Below are 18,238 nucleotides of genomic sequence, written 5' to 3' on the forward strand. Positions count from 1 at the left end.
ATGTTATATAATACAATATATAGAGAGTTAATTCTCTATTCGCATGATGAGATGAGTGACGGTTCTGACTCATCGGTAAAATAAATATAACCGAGAGATGAGATGAGTGACGGTTCTGACTCATCGGTAAAATAAAATATGACCGAGCGAAGAGTATAACGAGAGGGAGTTCATTTTCCCTCTCGTTTATATGTATATAAGGAGAAGAAAATTGGAAATTGACTATGCTGTTTATAGCCTTTCAGATGAATTTTACGAGAAATATCCGAATCCGCCATATAAAGAACTTTTAAAGAAAAAGGAAAGAAGATATGCTTGTTTACTTATTCAAAGTCATTATGGATATTTTATATGCATTCCATATAGAACAGAGATTTCCCATAAATATGCATATCACTTTCGCAAATCGTCTCGTTCGCAAAAACATAGATCAGGACTTGATTATACTAAAATTGCTATTATAAAAGATATTTCGTAACTATTCAGCAGTCTACTATCCCGCGAGGTGTTTTGGCATGAACATGCCAAAATCCCGCAAGCAGGATTCTTTCTTGTGGATTTTGACTCGTAACTGTGAAGGTACTGAACAGTTACAAAAGGAGAATAATACAATGGTTCCAATCGCACATATAGAAAATGATTTTCCAACTAAATTCGGTATTCCCAGGCAGAGTGGCCGTGTAGGGGCGCTTAAAGCGAGAATCGTATTCGAACCGGAATATCGCAATGTGGATGCCTGCCGTGGTCTGGAGGAGTTTAGTCATATCTGGCTGATCTGGGAGTTTTCGGAGGCAAAGAGGACAAAGTGGTCACCGACTGTCCGCCCGCCCAGACTTGGGGGAAATGTGAGAAAAGGAGTTTTTGCCACAAGATCTCCCTTCCGTCCCAATTCCATAGGATTATCCTGTGTGAAGCTTGAGAAAGTAGCTCTGGATGAGCCGGACAGCCCTGTACTTTATGTAGAAGGTGCAGATCTGATGAATGGAACACCGATTTTCGATATTAAACCATATATTCCTTATGCGGATTGCCATCCGGAAGCAACAGGAAGTTTTACCGAATATTCCAAAGATCATCATCTGAATGTAGAATTTCCCCAGGAGCTTCTGGAAAGAATACCCGAGGAAAGCAGAGAGGCTCTGATCGCAGTGCTTGCAGATGATCCCCGTCCTGCTTATCAGAATGATCCGGAACGGTCTTACGGAATGCCTTTTGGAGAGAAGGATATTCATTTTCGGGTGGATGGAGATATCCTTCGTGTTTATAATGTGACAGAATTTGTAAAAAAACAGCAGGAATCTTCGGCAGATTGTGGAAAATAACCATTTTCGGATATTTCTGTAAGAAAGGCTTGCAAAATTGGCGTTTATTCAATACAATATTAAACAGACTTTATGTTGGTAGAGTGACAAAGACTGATAGGAGATCGGTCTGAAAATATTTAGTGACATATGAGGAGCAGGAAAAATGAAGAAAATTGTTAAATTCGGAGGAAGTTCTCTGGCAAATGCAGAACAGTTTCAGAAAGTAGGGGAGATCATCAGAAGTGATGAGAGTAGACGTTATGTGGTTCCGTCCGCTCCCGGAAAGAGATTTGACGGAGATACAAAGGTTACAGATTTACTTTATAAATGTTATAATACTGCAGTTGAGGGGGAGGATTTCATACCGATCCTGCAGGAAATCAAGGGAAGATATTATGAGATTATCCGCGGACTGAACCTTGATCTTTCTCTGGAAGACGAATTTGTTCAGATCGAAGCTGATTTCAAGGCACAGGCAGGCACAGACTATGCAGCATCCAGAGGAGAATTTCTCAATGGTAAGGTGATGGCAGCATATCTGGGTTATGAATTTGTTGATGCAGCAGATGTGATCCGTTTTGATAAGAACGGAAATCTGGATGCCGAGAAGACAGACAGACTTCTGTCCAAAAAGCTGGCAAAATGTGAACATGCCGTTATCCCTGGATTTTATGGCGCTGGTGAAGATGGAAAAGTTAAAACTTTCTCCAGAGGAGGTTCTGATGTAACCGGTTCTCTTGTGGCAAAGGCTATTAAGGCAGACCTCTATGAAAACTGGACAGATGTTTCCGGTTTCCTGGTAACAGACCCACGTATTGTTAAAAATCCGGAAGTAATCGAGAGCATTACCTACAGAGAACTCAGAGAGCTTTCTTATATGGGTGCAACTGTTCTTCATGAAGATGCGATCTTCCCGGTTCGTAAAGAGGGAATTCCGATCAATATCAAAAACACAAACAGACCGGAAGACAAGGGTACTTTTATTGTTGAGAGCACATGCAAGAAACCGAAATTTACAATCACAGGTATTGCAGGTAAGAAGGGATTCTGTTCTATCAATATTGAGAAATCCATGATGAACAGTGAGGTTGGTTTCGGACGTAAGGTACTTCAGGTATTCGAAGATCAGGGAATCAGCTTTGAGCATGTTCCATCAGGAATCGATACAATGACTGTATATGTACATCAGGATGAATTCGAAGAGAAAGAGCAGCAGGTAATCGCAGGAATCCATCGCGCAGTACAGCCGGATTTCGTAGAAATGGAATCTGACCTTGCACTGATCGCTGTTGTAGGACGTGGTATGAAATCCACCAGAGGTACAGCAGGAAGAATCTTCTCAGCACTTGCCCATGCAAATGTAAATGTGAAGATGATTGACCAGGGTTCCAGTGAGCTGAATATCATTATCGGTGTGGAGAACAGAGATTTTGAGACTGCAGTAAAGGCTATTTATGATATCTTTGTAATTACTCAGATCTAATTGAGAATTGCAGGAGCTCCTTCACAGCGGAGCAATTTGTGGATATGATGTTTACCAATTATAGGATAAACAAAATAATGGACCGTCAGAAATCAGCATAGAGATTTCTGGCGGCTTTTTATATTATAGGAAATTACTCCGTAATGTTCCTATAACATAAAAAAGCCCTCCGGGCAGGATCGCACTGCGACGGAGAGGAATTATGTCGCTGAAGCGACCCGTTGCAGGCGGAGAATTCTGCAAGCAGGATTCTTTCTTAAATTCAGGAGTTTTTACATGATGATGAATTCTGTGTTATAATGAACGGACGATGTGGATAATTATTTGACAGCTATTGTTGCGTGAGGTGTTTTGATATGGATAAGCCGGTGGTTCGTATTTCCGTCAGAAATCTGGTGGAGTTTATATTAAGAAGCGGGGATCTTGACAACCGGGGAGGATCTTCTGACAGAGAAGCAATGCAGAAGGGCAGCAGACTGCACAGAAAAATACAGGGCAGGATGGGAAGCCATTACAGAGCGGAGGTTTCTCTTAAATATAAAACAGAATATGAAGATGTAAGTATCCAGGTAGAGGGCAGAGCTGACGGAATCTTCACAGAGGATGGACAGTGCTGGATCGATGAAATTAAGGGTGTTTATGCAGATGTCAGTCAGTTGGAAAAGCCTGTGGAGGTTCACCGTGCACAGGCAATGTGTTATGCCTGGATCTACGCACAGGAGCAAAAAACGGAGAAGATCGGAGTGCAGATGACATATGGGAATCTGGACACAGAGGAGCTTAAGTTTTTCAGAGAAGAATATACGCTGGAAGAACTCAGACTGTGGTACCAGAATTTTTTGGACAGGTATCATAAATGGATCGCATACCAGCTTGCATGGAAAAAAGAACGGAATGCGTCCATGAGTGATCTGGAGTTCCCTTTTGAATATCGTGAGGGACAGCGAAAAATCGTATCCGGTGTATATCACACTATATCCACAGAAAGACAGATTTTTGTCCAGGCACCTACAGGAGTAGGAAAGACCATGTCCACGATCTTTCCTGCAGTGAGAGCAGTTGGTGCAGGGCTGGGGGAAAATATTTTCTATCTTACAGCAAAGACCATTACCAGGACTGTGGCTGAAGAAGCTTTCTCCATATTAAAGGAGCATGGACTGAAATTTAAAGTGATTACCATTACCGCGAAGGAAAAGCTGTGCTTCTGTGATAAAACAGAATGCAATCCTGAGAACTGTCTGTGGGCGAGAGGACATCTGGACAGAGTGAATGATGCTGTTTTTGAACTGTGGACTACGCAGGACAGCTATGACAGGGATATTTTGCTGGAACATGCGAAGAAATGGCAGGTGTGTCCCTTTGAAATGTGCCTGGATCTGGCAGTCTGGGTGGACGCTGTGATCTGTGATTATAATTATGTATTTGATCCCAATGTTTATCTGAAAAGATTTTTCGGGGAGGGTACTTCCGGAGAATACATTTTTCTGATCGATGAAGCTCACAATCTGGTGGACAGAGGAAGGGAAATGTACAGTGCTCATGTGGACAGAGCGGACGTACTGGAGGCGAAGAAGCTGGCTGCTGATTACAGCAAAGGTCTGGTACGAGCACTGGAAAAAGTGAATCGACAGCTTCGAACTCTGGAAAAGGAGTGTACAGAATACAAAATCCTTCCAAATCCCGGAGCAGTTTCTCTGGGAATGCTTCAGGTGATGGGGGAGATGGATAAGCTCCTGGAGGAACTTCATGGAAAGGAACTTCCGGAGCAGCTGCTGGAATTTTACTTCTGTGTGAGAGATTTCCTGAACATTGATGAACTTCTGGATGAAAATTATGTGGTTTATACAGAAATGGGAGAAGGGGGAAAGGTGATTTTGCGGCTTTTCTGTGTAAATCCTGCAGCAAATATTCATAGATGTCTGGAAAAGGGAAAAAGTGCGGTGTTCTTTTCTGCGACTCTGCTTCCCATGGATTATTACCGTGCACTTTTAAGCACCAGAAAGGATGACTATGGGATTTATGTGACCTCTCCTTTCAGGCAGGAGAACAGGTGCATTCTCACAGGACGGGATGTGAGCAGCAGGTATACCAGAAGAGGATATGAGGAATATCACAGGATCGCATCTTACATTGCCAGAACTGTATGGACAAGAAAAGGAAATTATATGGTATTCTTTCCTTCTTATAAATTTATGGAAGATGTTCTGGAGGTGTATGAGAATGAGTTTTCAGCGGAATGGGTTCGTTGTATTTCGCAGACATCGGGAATGAATGAAAGGGAGAAAGAGGAATTTCTGGAGGAATTTTCTGCATCAGAGGGAACGCTAGTAGGATTTTGCGTGATGGGCGGGATTTTTTCAGAGGGGATTGATCTGATGGGAGAGAAGCTGATCGGAGCAATCATCATAGGGACTGGTCTTCCTCAGATTGGAACAGAAAGGGAGATCCTCAGGCAGTATTATGATAAAAAGGGTGTGAATGGATTTGATTATGCATACAGATATCCGGGGATGAATAAGGTGCTGCAGTCAGCCGGGCGTGTGATCAGAACCCAGGAGGACACAGGGATCATACTTCTGCTGGACGAGAGATTTGCAGGAAAAGATTACAGGAATCTGTTTCCTGCTGAGTGGTCTGACAGGGGAAACTGTACTTTAAATACTGTGGAAGAACAGCTGGGAAGCTTCTGGAACAGGATCAGAGAAAAGAACTGAACACTGATACTGAGATTCTGGTCTTTGCTGGAAAAAAGATAAAAATCTTGCTATCCTGAATAAAACAATATATACTTTGCTTACTGTGAATGGGATGTGAAAAGAAACCGTAAAAGGAGTTTTGCATGAGAAAAAATAGACAAACAGCGAAATATCATATTAAAAGTTATATCATAGCCGGAAGTCTGGCCGGAGCCATTTCCATGGCACTGGCTTTGCCGGTTCCTGTTATGGCTGCACAGCAGAGCCTTGCATCTGTCACCGGGCAGGCACAGATTCAGCCCATGGGAGACGGAAGTGGCAAATATATGATGAAGAGTGACGGATTTTACTGTCTGGATGTGAATGGCGCCGGAAGTACCCAGGCGGAGATCCATTATTTTCAGGATTATGAGATAGACGGAACTGTATTTGACGGATATTATTACCATGATGCAGATGGGAAATTCAAAGCCTGCAGTCCTCATATGGAGCATCTGAAAGGTGTTGCAGTGTTTGGGGATAAGACAGATGAGGAAGCTGATACACAGAATGCCCAGGAGGCAGAGAAATTTGACGGATATTACTTTGTGAACAATCTGGGGCGTCTGTCAGCAGCACCGCAGGTAAGGTATATTGACAATCTGGCAATAGACGGGATTACTCTGAATGGATATTATTATTTTGATGAAAATGGCAGACTGGTAACCGAGCCAGGTATCCATTCACTTGAGATGGACTGTTATGAGATGAATTTTGACGGAAGCTATTATTTTGGCGGTACAAATGGCGCCCTGCTTCAGGAAAGCACAGTGACGGATGATGGTTTTATTGTGGATGATACGGGAAAGATCGTGAATATGGATGATCTTGGGATGGATAATCTGAAGCCTCAGCTTGAGAAGATGCTGTCCGGATATCAGGGAACCTGGAGTGTTTATGTGAAAGACCTTAATGAAGAAAAGGAAATCCTGATCAATGATACTTCCCTTTATTCTGCAAGTCTGATCAAAGCCTTTGTAATGGCAAAGACATATGAGGACATGGAGCAGGTAAAGGCAGATGAGGCAAAGAAATTAAATACTGCAGATACAAAAACTGTAGATGTAAAATTAAATGACCTGCTGTGGAATATGATCACAGTCAGTGACAATGAATCCTGCAATGAACTGGTGAAGCTTCAGACAGATTCCCTTGATTTCAAAAAAGGTGCGGAGGATATTAACAAATATCTGGAAAAAGAGGGCTATACAGAGACAAGTGTGCAGCACACCCTCCATCCTGCGGCATCCGCACAGGAGAGTCTGGGTGGCAGAAACATGACTTCTGTAAAAGATTGCGGCACTCTGCTTGAAAAAATCTACAAGGGGGAATGTGTCAGCAAAGATGCATCAGAAGAAATGTTAAATCTTCTGTCAAATCAGGAAAACACTTGGAAAATCCCCCAGGGACTTCCGGATGGAATAAAATCTGCCAACAAGACCGGCGAGACAGACCAGGATCAGCACGATATCGCAATTGTCTATGGCGAAAAGACAACTTATATCCTATGTGTGATGTCTGAAAACTGCCCGGAGAGTACGGCGGTGACGAACATACAGAATATTTCAAAGATTGTATATAATTATTTGAACCTGTAGCCGCCAGACCTGCGCGGAATGATTGATTTTTACAGGAAAATCATGTATAATACCAACGAACTATGCCTATAGAAAAAAGTTTAACCGAATCAGGCTGTGAAACAACTATTCAATTATGAGCAGATATTCAAACGGATGATTTTATCCGCTTGATTCAGGAAAGTCAGGAGGAAGAATTTAAATGCGAGTTGATGCGGACGATTTTGCCCGACCTTGCAGCTGCGGCAGGGAACACCAGATTGCAGTGAAAGAGATTTTGATAGAAGCCGGAGCTGTAGAGAAGCTTGAAGAAGAGATGTCAGAGGGAATGCTCAGAGAGTACATATCCCCGCTGGTCATCTGCGATACCAATACCTATGCAGCAACAGAAGAACTTATGGAGGATATCTATGACAGGTGTCAGGTACTTGTTCTGGATGCAGAGGGACTTCAGGCAGACCGGCATGCAATAAAAATTGTGGAGAACAACATGGAAGAGGACATTGACCTGATCCTTGCAGTAGGAGCAGGCACGATCCATGATATCAGCCGTTATATTGCACATAATTACAAAGTACCTTTCATTTCAGTGCCTACCGCAGCAAGTGGAGATGGATTTGTAACAACAGTAGCAGCAATGACCCTGGATGGAGTAAAGAAGACTGTGCCTTCAGTAGCTCCGATCTGTGTATATGCAGATACAGATATTTTTTCAAAAGCACCACAGCGCCTGACTGCAGCCGGGATTTCAGACCTGATGGCGAAATACATCTGTCTTGCAGACTGGAAGATCGCGAACCTGGTCACCGGAGAGTATTTTTGCCGCGAAACTGTAAAGCTGGAAGAGAAAGCGTTAAAAACTGTGAAATCTTCGATTCAGGATATTACAGAGGGAGAGGAAGATGAATGCGAACAGCTTATGTATGCATTGATTCTTTCCGGACTTGCAATGCAGATGATTGGTAATTCAAGGCCTGCGTCCTGTGCAGAGCACCAGGTCACACATCTGTGGGATATGGAAGTGATCAATGGTCCGCTGGATGCACTCCACGGAGAGAAGGTTTCTGTAGCAGCACTTCTTGTACTGGAAGAATACAAGCGTATCGCTGCAGCCATCACACAGGGAAGATGTCACGCAAAACCCTATGAGAATGAGGACGATGAGCTTCTGAAAGAAACTTTTGGAAAAAAAGGACTTCTGGAAGAAATAAGAAAAGAAAACGAGCCGGAATTGTTAGAAACTATTTCACCCCAGCACCTGGAAAAATGCCTGAACGGGATAGAGGAGATTATTGATGAGCTTCCCAGTGAACAAACTATGTTCCATTTGCTGGAGAAAGCCGGATGCGCGAAAACCGTTTATGATATCGGACTCGATGAATCGGCTGTTTTGCCAAGCCTCAGACTTGCTCCTTATACAAGGAGACGGTTAAGCTTATTGAGAATCAGCAAGATGCTGGATATAAGAGGAGAATGATTATGCGTGTTGGAATGGGATATGATGTACACAGACTGACCGAAGATAGAGATCTGATTCTGGGTGGTGTGAAGATAGACTGGGAAAAAGGTCTCCTGGGACATTCAGATGCAGATGTACTGATCCATGCAGTTATGGATGCACTTCTGGGAGCTGCTGCACTGGGCGATATCGGAAAACATTTTCCGGATACAGACCCTGTATATAAAGGAATTTCCAGTATTCTGCTGCTGGAACATGTGACGAAGCTTTTGAGAGAGCACCATTATGAGATCGGAAATATAGATGCAACGATCATTGCACAGAAACCAAAGATGGCACCTCATATTCCACAGATGAGAGCCAATATGGCAAAAGCAATGGGAATCAATGAGTCTCAGCTGAACATTAAGGCTACTACAGAGGAAAAACTGGGATTTACGGGAAGAGAAGAAGGAATTGCATCTCAGGCGATCTGTCTTCTTAATGAAAGAAAAGAGAGTTAATGATAGAGAAAACTGGAGGAATAAAACATGAAACTTTTTAACACACTGACACGTAGAAAAGAAGAATTCGTACCTCTTGAAGAGGGAAAAGTTCGTATGTATGTCTGCGGTCCGACTGTATACAACCTGATTCATATCGGAAATGCACGTCCGATGATCATCTTCGATACCGTACGCCGATATATGGAATACAAAGGATATGAAGTAAACTATGTTTCCAATTTTACAGACGTAGATGACAAGATCATCAAGAAAGCAATCGAAGAGGGCGTAAGCGCACAGGAAATTTCCGAGCGATATATTGCAGAGTGTAAGAAAGATATGGATGGCATGAATGTAAAACCTGCCACAACCAATCCACAGGCAACACAGGAAATCGACGGAATGATCAGTATGATCCGGACTCTGGTTGATAAGGGATATGCTTATCCGGCAGCAGACGGTACTGTTTATTTCAGAGTTAAGAAGTTCAAAGAATATGGCAAACTTTCGCACAAGAACCTGGATGATCTGCAGTCCGGCTTCCGTTCTCTGCAGGTATCCGGTGAAGACCAGAAAGAAGATCCACTGGATTTTGTTCTCTGGAAACCGAAGAAAGAGGGAGAACCATCCTGGCCTTCACCATGGTGTGACGGACGTCCGGGATGGCATATTGAGTGTTCTGTTATGGCGAAAAAATATCTTGGTGATGAGATTGATATCCATGCAGGCGGAGAAGACCTGATCTTTCCTCACCATGAGAACGAGATTGCACAGAGTGAATGCTGCAACGACAAAATCTTTGCAAAATACTGGATGCACAATGCATTCTTAAATATTGATAATAGAAAAATGTCCAAGTCTCTTGGAAACTTCCGTACTGTTCGTGAAATCAGTGAACAGTATGACCTGCAGGTGCTTCGTTTCTTCATGCTGAACGCACATTACAGAAGTCCGCTGAATTTCAGCGCAGATCTGATGGAAGCTGCAAAGAATGCATTAGAGCGTATCACAGATGCAGCAGCAAACTTAAAGGACAGAAAAGCAGCAGCACAGACAGAAACTGCAACAGATGCAGAGAAAGAACTGCTTGCACAGGCACAGGAATTCGTAAAGAAATTTGAAGAAGCTATGGATGATGATTTCAACACAGCAGATGCACTGGCAGCAATTTTTGAACTGGTTAAATTTGCAAATACAAATGTATCAGAGGCAAGTTCCGCAGAATTTGCAGGAGCACTTCTTGACACAATGGTGAAATTATGCGATGTACTTGGTCTGAAGGCTGTGAAAACAGAAGAAATCCTTGATAAAGAAATCGAAGACCTGATCGCAGAGCGTCAGGAAGCAAGAAAAGCAAAGAATTTCGCAAGAGCAGATGAGATCAGAGATGAGCTTCTGGCTAAGGGAATCATCCTTAAGGATACCCGCGAGGGAGTAAAATGGAAGCGAGCTTGAATAATATGAGTGAGACAAACGGGCTTAATGAAGAGAGTTTAAGTAGTTTGAAAGGTTTGCTTAATCAGGTATTTCATTTGGAGGATAAAGACTTACGAACCTATTCTCCGCTGACATTGGCGTATATCGGAGATGGCGTCTATGAACTGGTGATCCGCACGATCCTTGTAAAAAAAGGCAACTGTCCGGTAAACCAGCTTCACAGAAAAGCCAGCAGTCTGGTTAAGGCAGGAACTCAGTCTTCCATGATGGAAGTGATTGAGCCCATGCTTACAGAGGAGGAACACAGCGTTTACAGAAGAGGAAGGAATGCTCATTCTCCTACAATGGCCAAACATGCAACTATGGCAGACTACCGCAGGGCAACAGGGTTTGAAGCTCTGATGGGCTATTTATATTTAAAAGATGATTTCAGCAGGATCATAGAACTGGTCCGTGCAGGGATCGGAGAGGATAAGATATGAGTGAACAGATAGAAGGACGCAATGCGGTTTTGGAAGCCTTTCGTTCCGGCAAATGTGTAGATAAGCTTTTTATCCTGGACGGATGCCAGGACGGACCGGTCCGCACTATTGCCAGAGAGGCAAGAAAAAAAGATACGATTATTAACTATGTGGCAAAAGAACGTCTGGATCAGTTAAGCGAGACAGGCGCACATCAGGGCGTGATCGCTCAGGTGGCAGCCTATGAATATGCAAGTGTAGAAGATATTCTTGCGAAGGCAAAGGAAAAAGGAGAAGATCCCTTTATCTTTATCCTGGATAATATTGAGGATCCTCATAATCTTGGTGCGATCATCCGTACAGCAAACCTTGCAGGTGCACATGGGGTGATTATTCCCAAGAGAAGAGCAGTTGGACTGACTTCCACAGTTGCCAAGACTTCAGCAGGTGCATTAAACTATACACCTGTTGCAAAGGTTACCAATCTGGGACATACCATCGATGAACTGAAAGAACAGGGCATGTGGTTTGTATGTGCAGATATGGGCGGTGAAACCATGTACAATCTTAACCTGACAGGTCCGATCGGCGTAGTGATCGGCAATGAAGGTGAAGGTGTAAGCAGACTGATCCGTGAGAAGTGTGATTTCGTGGCATCTATTCCTATGAAGGGTGACATTGATTCCCTCAATGCATCTGTGGCAGCCGGAGTACTTGGATATGAGATTGTACGTCAGAGACTGCAGAAGAAGTAAGTTTATCTCAGACTGCTTGAATTTTTGCAGCAGAAAATTATTCCACAATATTGTTATGCTATAAGAAGCCCTCTGGGCGAATGATAGAGATTTTCAGAAAAACGGAAGGGTTAAATTGATGAAACAGTATGACGGAATTAAAGATGAAGAATTAATTTCCCGTTTCAAAAACGGGGAATCAGAAATCCTCGACTATCTGATGGAAAAATACAAGAACATGGTCCGCAAGAAAGCAAGGACCATGTTCCTGATAGGCGGGGAGAACGATGACCTGATACAGGAAGGCATGATCGGACTGTTTAAGGCAGTCCGCGATTACCAGCCGGACAGGGATGCTGCATTCCAGACCTTTGCCAGTATATGTGTGGACAGACAGATCTACAACGCCATCCAGAGTTCCAACAGGCAGAAGCACCAGCCACTGAATTCCTATATTTCCCTCAGCGAACAGGATGGGGAAAATGAAGAACATCTTGGAGATAACTGGGGAGAGAACCCGGAGTCTATCATTATTGACCAGGAGAATGTCCAGGATCTGGAGCAGGAGATAACAGCAACGTTAAGTCCAATGGAGAACCAGGTTCTTGAATATTATCTGGCAGGAAACGGATACGGAGAGATTGCCCGGATCATGGGAAAAACACCCAAGTCCATAGATAATGCATTACAGCGTATCCGAATCAAGATCAGAGAGCAGTTGGAGCAATATCAAAAATAGAAAGATATCTGTATAAAACCCAAAAATAAAAATCAAAAAGTTAAAAATAGGGATTGACAATACAAACAAGTTCTGGTAGTATATTTAAATGTGAGCGGTAAATCCGACACAATGCTGATGTGGCTCAGAGGTAGAGCACTTCCTTGGTAAGGAAGGGGTCACGGGTTCAATTCCCGTCATCAGCTTTTTTTATTGCTTAAAAATAAAGGGTTTCTTGAACTTCAGTAACTCAAAAGTAATCAGAACAGAAGTTTTGATATACTTCTAAGAACTGTTTGTACTTCAAGAATGACAAGAGATATGTTATACTTACAGTGTTGTCCAACCGATACCCGGCAACGGGAGGAGGTGAAGTCTATATGGAGAATCTTGCTATTTCTTTTCTTGTCTCCTTTATGGCAAGCATAGCCGCCTATTATGTTTGCAAATGGTTAGACGGAGATAAGTAGGGCAACACTAACCTGGCAGTTTCTTGTCTACCATAAAAAATAAGAAGAAGCCCCCAGTATTCGCACTACTGAGGGCTTCATTCTTTTTGTCTACATGGACTTGCTATTTCTTTTCGCCTACTGGCATTATAGCATATGCAGATCAGGAAATCAATATGCAAGTGATTCTGAAACATTCTGAAACAAATAAAAAGTTACTGTTCACACACCACTGTCCCGCGAGGTGTTTTGGCATGAATATGCCAAAATCCCGAGACATACAAGCCAAAATTCCATTGCCGCAGGCAATCTGGAATGAATTTTGGCTACGTTACTGTGAACGGAGTGAACAGTAACGTCTGAGAAATATAAGGCCTGTCACTGTTGTGTAAACGGTTGACAGATGGAATTTCCAATGATAATATAAATTCATTCGACATAAAAAATATTCAGTTGTATTTTTTATATATAGATGTGTGAAAAAACAGTATAAAATACGACAACAGGAGGGAAAAAGATGGAGAACGAAACAGTTTCCAAAAATTTTATTGAGAATATCATTGATAAAGATTTAGCAGAGGGTGTTTATGACACCGTGCATACGCGTTTCCCGCCGGAACCGAATGGATATCTTCATATCGGTCATGCGAAATCTATTCTTTTAAACTATGGTCTTGCACAGGAATATAACGGCAAGTTCAACATGCGTTTTGATGATACAAACCCGACCAAAGAAAAGAGTGAGTTTGTAGAATCCATCAAGGCAGATATCAAATGGCTTGGTGCAGACTGGGAAGACAGACTGTTTTTTGCATCTGACTATTTCGGACAGATGTATGAAGCTGCTGTAAAGCTGATCCAGAAAGGCAAAGCCTATGTATGTGACCTGACAGCAGATCAGATCCGTGAATATCGTGGAACTCTTACAGAGCCGGGTAAAGAAAGTCCATACAGAAACAGAAGCGTAGAAGAGAACCTGCAGCTTTTTGAAGAGATGAAAGAAGGCAAATATGCAGACGGAGAGAAAGTGCTTCGTGCCAAGATCGATATGGCATCTCCGAACATGAATATGCGCGACCCGGTTATCTATCGTGTTGCTCATATGACTCACCACAGAACAGGTGATACATGGTGCATCTATCCAATGTATGATTTCGCCCATCCCATCGAGGATGCGATTGAGGGAATCACACATTCCATCTGTACTCTGGAGTTTGAGGATCACAGACCACTGTATGACTGGGTTGTAAAAGAATTGGAATACCCACAGCCACCGAAGCAGATTGAGTTTGCAAAACTGTATCTGACAAATGTAGTTACAGGTAAACGTTATATCAAGAAATTGGTAGAGGAAGGCATCGTAGACGGATGGGATGATCCGCGTCTGGTTTCCATCGCAGCACTGCGCCGCCGTGGATTTACACCGGAATCTATCAAAATGTTTGTAGAACTCTGCGGTGTATCCAAAGCAAACAGCTCTGTTGACTATGCAATGCTTGAATACTGCATCCGTGAGGATCTGAAACTGAAACGTCCACGTCTGATGGCTGTTCTTGATCCGATCAAGCTTGTGATCGATAATTATCCGGAAGGCGAAGTAGAATATCTGGAAGCTCCGAATAATATGGAGAATGAAAAACTGGGAACCCGTAAAATACCGTTTGGCAGAGAAATCTATATTGAGAGAGAAGACTTCATGGTAGATCCGCCTAAGAAATATAAGAGAATGTTCCCGGGTACAGAGGTTCGTCTTATGAACGCATATTTTGTAACCTGTACAGGATATGAAGCTGATGAAGATGGAACTGTACGTGTTGTACACTGTACTTATGATCCTGCAACAAAGGGTGGCAATGCGCCGGATGGCAGAAAAGTAAAAGGAACCATTCACTGGGTAGAAGCAAGTCAGGCAGGAAAAGCAGAAATACGTCTCTATGAGAATATCGTAGACGAGGAGAAGGGTGTATACAACAAAGAAGATGGTTCTCTGAATGTAAATCCGAACTCTCTGACAAAAGTTACTGCATATGTAGAACCAGCACTTATGGAAGCAAAAGGCTATGACAGCTTCCAGTTCGTAAGAACAGGATTTTTCTGTGCAGATATCCATGATTCTAAAAAGGGTGCACCGGTATTCAACCGTATCGTGTCTCTGAAGAGCTCATTTAAACTTCCGAAAGCATAATGAGACTGAAATAGTAATATAATCAGAATAAAAAGGGAATGTTGCTTTTACGATTGTATAATCGTGAAGTAACATTCCTTTTTGGTTACGTTACTGTGAACGGTAACGTTTATTCTTCAGATTCAGATGCAGCGTCCATAGTCTCTTCAAAATTCTCGGGTTCATCGGCATCTTCTTCCTCTTCTGCATCTTTAATCTCAACTTCAGCAGCTTTATCGGAAGACTTCTCAGAATCGTCTGTATCAGCAGCTTCTTCAGCTTCTTCGCTTTCGGTGTCATCTGTTGCAGACTGCTCGCCTGTATGTTCCCAGGACTGGAAATCTTCGGCAGGTTCCTGATCTTCCTTAGCAGTTTCCTTTTCATCAGTCAGATCGAAATCATCAAAGTCATCTTCAAAATCAAAATCCTCTTTACAGGATCCTTTTTTGGCAATAAGGGCAGCTACAGCACCGGCAGCTGCTGCTGTAAGGGCACCTATTGCAACATATCCCCAGTATTTATTAATTTTAGCCATGATAATCATAAACTCCTTTCTGATATTCTCCTATTTTTGAAAGCGAGTCAGGATAAAAATATCTTTTACTCCTGACATTATTTTATTCAGCTATAGGTTATTGTTATTTTAATACTTTTCAGATAAAAAGAAAAGCGAAATTTTTATGGAAAGAGTTAATGAAAGCAGTTGCATACCCAAAAGATACAAGGTATACTATGACAGGAAAGAAGAGGTTATTATGAGAAAAATTATTTTGGCGTCTGCTTCACCCAGACGAAAAGAACTGTTGGAACGGGCTGGCGTGGATTTTGAAGTACTGCCTGCATCAGGCGATGAGAACCGTATCTCAGACAATCCGGGAGAGGCAGTAAAACAGCTAGCTTCGGATAAAGCAGCTTCTGTTATCCGCACTATGAAAGATAGTGCCGACGGAACAATTGTGATCGGATCTGACACAGTGGTAGTGTTTGAGAATGTGATCCTTGGCAAACCTCATGATACAGAGGATGCAGTGAATACATTAAAGAAACTTCAGGCTGATACTCATCAGGTATATACAGGCGTTTCTGTATGGGAAAAGAAAGAAAAAGTCTGGACAGAACATACTTTTTATGAAAGTACAGATGTGACTTTTTATCCGGTTTCAGATGAGGAGATCAGAGAGTATGTTGCTACAGGAGAGCCTATGGATAAGGCCGGAAGCTATGGCATCCAGGGACTTTTCGGAATTTATGTAAAGGGGATCTGCGGAGATTACAATAATGTGGTAGGACTCCCGGTGGCCAGATTATTTTATGAAATGAAGAAATCAGGAATTGATTTAAGAGGATGACAAAAGATGATTAAAGCATGTATATTTGATTTGGATGGAACACTGGCTGATACGCTGGATTCCATGGCTTATGTGACTAATATTATTATGGAAAAATTCGGGTTGAAAACACTTCCGGTGGATAATTTCAGATATTACAGCGGAGAAGGGGCAAATATGCTGATCCGCCGCGCACTTAAGGATGCGGGGGATCCGGAACTTGCGCATTATGATGAGGGACAGAAGCTTTACCGGGAAATGTTTGAAGCAGATCCGATGTATAAAGTAGTTCCCTATAAGGGAATGCCGGAAACCTTAAAGAAATTGAAGGAACATGGAATGAAGCTGGCAGTTTGTTCAAATAAACCTCATCCTGCAGCTGTGAAAGTAATTGCGCAGCTTTTTGACGGGGAATTTGATATGGTAGTCGGTCAGAGTGAAGCAATCCGCAGGAAACCGGCACCTGATGGTCCGCTTATGGTTGCGGAGAAATTTGGTGTAAAACCGGAAGAATGTATGTATGTGGGAGATACAAGTACAGATATGAAGACCGGTAAAGCAGCAGGAATGTATACAGTAGGTGCGCTATGGGGCTTTCGTGACCGAAAAGAACTGAATGAGAATGGAGCAGATCTTGTCGCTGAGAAACCGACAGATCTGGTAAAGATTTGCGAGGAACATGGAAATGATTAAGCTGGTTGCAAGTGATCTGGATGGGACGTTACTTTTACATAAGGCACAGTCTCTGCCTGAAGAAATTTTTTCGCTGATCAGGCAGTTAGAGGAACTGGGGATTATGTTTGTGGCAGCCAGTGGAAGACAATATCCGAATATGACAAAGCTGTTTGCGCCTGTTGCTTCAGAGATTTCCTATATTTCGGAGAATGGTGCACTGGCAGTGGATCATGGAGAGGTACTGTATCAGGATTCTTTTGACAGAAAGCTGGCAGGGGAGATTATTTCTGCAATCCTGGAAAAGAAGGATGCCGAGTTTACCTGTTCTGCAAAGGATTACCACTATCTGATGCCGAAGACAAAGAGATTTCATGACCATATGTTATATGAAGTAAAAAATGAATGCAGATTTGTAAACAGCATGGAAGAGATGACGGCTCCTATCATGAAGCTGGCTGTGTTTGAACCGGCCGGCCTTACAGAAGAATCTGTGAAATACTGGATGGACAGATTTGGAAAAGAATGTGTTGTTGTCACTTCGGGAAATGAGTGGATTGATTTTATTCCTTTTGGAACAAACAAGGCAAAAGGAATCAGAGAATATCAGAAAAGATATCATATTTCGCCGGAAGAATGTATTGCGTTCGGAGACGAATATAATGATATAGAGATGCTTAAAGCGGTAAAATATGGCTTTGCCATGGAGCATTCCAAGGAGGGGGTACGGGCAGCTACGTCCTATATGACAAAACAGGTTGAACCGGTCCTTGAGAAGCTGATCCGGGCAAAGGGAAAGATTGAGGAGGTTATTTAAATTGTTTACAGAAGAATGTATTAATACGTTTCTTGAAAATCAGGAGCAGCTTTTTCCACAGGCGGTAGCAGAATCATATGAAGCAGCGGAAGCATTCCTTGAGGATTGCATGGCGCAGGTTGTGGATTCTATTGAAGAAGTGAGAGAATATCTGGAAGAGTCAGGCGCTGATGTGGAAGGAATGTCAGATGAAGAACTGGAAGATGCAAGTGAAGTATTTGCTCTGCCGGATGGAAAATATCTGATAGTAGAAGGATAAAAACTGTTCGGTCAAATTATGGATATCACGTGATATATCGGAGAAATAACTGTAAAACACAGTTCGGTCCCTGAATATTGGAGAAAATTGAACTCTGATACTCAGGGGCTGAAGTTGTTTTAAGGGAGAAAATACAGATTACATTTCCGGAAAATG

At 42.6% G+C, this 18,238-nt stretch carries 17 protein-coding genes and 1 tRNA gene; 17 read left to right on the forward strand and 1 reads right to left on the reverse strand.

The genetic code is table 11. The annotated features are described in order from the left end of the window. Positions 1-211: 211 nt before the first annotated feature. The 13 genes from tenpIN (at position 212) to NQ550_RS05865 (ending at position 15,027) form a co-directional block, all read left to right on the forward strand. On the forward strand, positions 212-478 hold the full coding sequence (gene tenpIN / locus NQ550_RS05805) for a type III toxin-antitoxin system TenpIN family toxin (protein WP_147417420.1): 267 nt from the start codon (positions 212-214) through the stop codon (positions 476-478). Between the two features lie 133 nt (positions 479-611). Next, positions 612-1,322 carry a tRNA (N6-threonylcarbamoyladenosine(37)-N6)-methyltransferase TrmO gene (tsaA, locus tag NQ550_RS05810; RefSeq protein WP_025580287.1) on the forward strand — a complete coding sequence of 237 codons (711 nt, stop codon included), beginning with the start codon at positions 612-614 and terminating at the stop codon, positions 1,320-1,322. 145 nt (positions 1,323-1,467) lie between these two features. Further along, a complete protein-coding gene (locus NQ550_RS05815) occupies positions 1,468-2,787 on the forward strand; it encodes an aspartate kinase (protein WP_025580286.1) in 1,320 nt (439 codons plus the stop codon). Positions 2,788-3,143: 356 nt separating this feature from the next. Beyond that, complete coding sequence (locus NQ550_RS05820; protein WP_025581021.1) at positions 3,144-5,501, forward strand: ATP-dependent DNA helicase; 2,358 nt, start codon at positions 3,144-3,146, stop codon at positions 5,499-5,501. 125 nt (positions 5,502-5,626) lie between these two features. After that, positions 5,627-7,120 carry a serine hydrolase gene (locus NQ550_RS05825; RefSeq protein WP_025581020.1) on the forward strand — a complete coding sequence of 498 codons (1,494 nt, stop codon included), beginning with the start codon at positions 5,627-5,629 and terminating at the stop codon, positions 7,118-7,120. A 181-nt stretch (positions 7,121-7,301) separates the two neighbouring features. Continuing rightward, positions 7,302-8,576: a sn-glycerol-1-phosphate dehydrogenase gene (locus NQ550_RS05830; protein ID WP_025581019.1), complete on the forward strand. Its 1,275-nt coding sequence runs from the start codon at positions 7,302-7,304 to the stop codon at positions 8,574-8,576. 2 nt (positions 8,577-8,578) lie between these two features. Then, positions 8,579-9,061, forward strand: coding sequence for a 2-C-methyl-D-erythritol 2,4-cyclodiphosphate synthase (gene ispF, locus NQ550_RS05835; protein WP_025581017.1), 483 nt, complete (start codon positions 8,579-8,581; stop codon positions 9,059-9,061). A 27-nt stretch (positions 9,062-9,088) separates the two neighbouring features. Beyond that, positions 9,089-10,498, forward strand: a complete 1,410-nt coding sequence (gene cysS, locus NQ550_RS05840) for a cysteine--tRNA ligase (protein ID WP_025581016.1) — start codon at positions 9,089-9,091, stop codon at positions 10,496-10,498. Between the two features lie 5 nt (positions 10,499-10,503). Continuing rightward, entirely contained in the window at positions 10,504-10,962 is a 459-nt protein-coding gene (locus NQ550_RS05845; RefSeq protein WP_044956001.1) for a Mini-ribonuclease 3, read from the forward strand. Further along, entirely contained in the window at positions 10,959-11,696 is a 738-nt protein-coding gene (gene rlmB / locus NQ550_RS05850; RefSeq protein ID WP_019161073.1) for a 23S rRNA (guanosine(2251)-2'-O)-methyltransferase RlmB, read from the forward strand. Before NQ550_RS05845 ends, rlmB begins: the two co-directional genes overlap by 4 nt. A 118-nt stretch (positions 11,697-11,814) precedes the next feature. After that, complete coding sequence (gene sigH / locus NQ550_RS05855; protein ID WP_025581013.1) at positions 11,815-12,414, forward strand: RNA polymerase sporulation sigma factor SigH; 600 nt, start codon at positions 11,815-11,817, stop codon at positions 12,412-12,414. Positions 12,415-12,527: 113 nt separating this feature from the next. Then, positions 12,528-12,599: transfer RNA gene (locus NQ550_RS05860), tRNA-Thr, on the forward strand. A 760-nt stretch (positions 12,600-13,359) separates the two neighbouring features. Next, positions 13,360-15,027, forward strand: coding sequence for a glutamine--tRNA ligase/YqeY domain fusion protein (locus NQ550_RS05865; protein ID WP_025579471.1), 1,668 nt, complete (start codon positions 13,360-13,362; stop codon positions 15,025-15,027). Between the two features lie 109 nt (positions 15,028-15,136). On the opposite strand, the gene NQ550_RS05870 is transcribed toward NQ550_RS05865, so the two are convergent. Beyond that, the gene (locus NQ550_RS05870; RefSeq protein ID WP_044956000.1) at positions 15,137-15,541 is read right to left on the reverse strand and encodes a hypothetical protein; all 405 of its coding nucleotides are present in this window, start codon (positions 15,539-15,541) and stop codon (positions 15,137-15,139) included. Between the two features lie 220 nt (positions 15,542-15,761). On the opposite strand from NQ550_RS05870, the gene NQ550_RS05875 reads away from it, so the two are divergent. Genes NQ550_RS05875 through NQ550_RS05890 form a run of 4 tightly spaced genes read left to right on the forward strand, consistent with a single transcriptional unit; the run spans position 15,762 to position 18,082 of the window. Next, positions 15,762-16,355: a Maf family protein gene (locus NQ550_RS05875; RefSeq protein WP_025579474.1), complete on the forward strand. Its 594-nt coding sequence runs from the start codon at positions 15,762-15,764 to the stop codon at positions 16,353-16,355. A 6-nt stretch (positions 16,356-16,361) separates the two neighbouring features. After that, on the forward strand, positions 16,362-17,027 hold the full coding sequence (locus NQ550_RS05880; protein ID WP_008705515.1) for an HAD family hydrolase: 666 nt from the start codon (positions 16,362-16,364) through the stop codon (positions 17,025-17,027). Continuing rightward, positions 17,014-17,823: an HAD family hydrolase gene (locus NQ550_RS05885; protein WP_242832753.1), complete on the forward strand. Its 810-nt coding sequence runs from the start codon at positions 17,014-17,016 to the stop codon at positions 17,821-17,823. The genes NQ550_RS05880 and NQ550_RS05885 overlap by 14 nt, the downstream gene beginning before the upstream one ends. A gap of 1 nt (position 17,824) precedes the next feature. After that, positions 17,825-18,082 (forward strand): glyoxalase, encoded by a 258-nt coding sequence (locus NQ550_RS05890; RefSeq protein WP_008705512.1) that lies wholly within the window; start codon positions 17,825-17,827, stop codon positions 18,080-18,082. Positions 18,083-18,238: the final 156 nt, after the last annotated feature.

The organism is Blautia wexlerae DSM 19850, assembly GCF_025148125.1.
Lineage (GTDB): Bacteria > Bacillota > Clostridia > Lachnospirales > Lachnospiraceae > Blautia_A > Blautia_A wexlerae.

Bases quoted from the DNA above. Each gene is read 5' to 3' on its own strand.
- NQ550_RS05820 (WP_025581021.1), top strand. From the start codon at position 3,144: ATGGATAAGCCGGTGGTTCGTATTTCCGTCAGAAATCTGGTGGAGTTT.
- ispF (WP_025581017.1), top strand. From the start codon at position 8,579: ATGCGTGTTGGAATGGGATATGATGTACACAGACTGACCGAAGATAGA.
- rlmB (WP_019161073.1), top strand. From the start codon at position 10,959: ATGAGTGAACAGATAGAAGGACGCAATGCGGTTTTGGAAGCCTTTCGT.
- cysS (WP_025581016.1), top strand. From the start codon at position 9,089: ATGAAACTTTTTAACACACTGACACGTAGAAAAGAAGAATTCGTACCT.
- NQ550_RS05875 (WP_025579474.1), top strand. From the start codon at position 15,762: ATGAGAAAAATTATTTTGGCGTCTGCTTCACCCAGACGAAAAGAACTG.
- NQ550_RS05880 (WP_008705515.1), top strand. From the start codon at position 16,362: ATGATTAAAGCATGTATATTTGATTTGGATGGAACACTGGCTGATACG.
- NQ550_RS05830 (WP_025581019.1), top strand. From the start codon at position 7,302: ATGCGAGTTGATGCGGACGATTTTGCCCGACCTTGCAGCTGCGGCAGG.
- NQ550_RS05870 (WP_044956000.1), bottom strand. From the start codon at position 15,541: ATGGCTAAAATTAATAAATACTGGGGATATGTTGCAATAGGTGCCCTT.
- NQ550_RS05865 (WP_025579471.1), top strand. From the start codon at position 13,360: ATGGAGAACGAAACAGTTTCCAAAAATTTTATTGAGAATATCATTGAT.
- NQ550_RS05845 (WP_044956001.1), top strand. From the start codon at position 10,504: ATGAGTGAGACAAACGGGCTTAATGAAGAGAGTTTAAGTAGTTTGAAA.
- sigH (WP_025581013.1), top strand. From the start codon at position 11,815: ATGAAACAGTATGACGGAATTAAAGATGAAGAATTAATTTCCCGTTTC.
- tsaA (WP_025580287.1), top strand. From the start codon at position 612: ATGGTTCCAATCGCACATATAGAAAATGATTTTCCAACTAAATTCGGT.
- NQ550_RS05885 (WP_242832753.1), top strand. From the start codon at position 17,014: ATGGAAATGATTAAGCTGGTTGCAAGTGATCTGGATGGGACGTTACTT.
- NQ550_RS05815 (WP_025580286.1), top strand. From the start codon at position 1,468: ATGAAGAAAATTGTTAAATTCGGAGGAAGTTCTCTGGCAAATGCAGAA.
- NQ550_RS05825 (WP_025581020.1), top strand. From the start codon at position 5,627: ATGAGAAAAAATAGACAAACAGCGAAATATCATATTAAAAGTTATATC.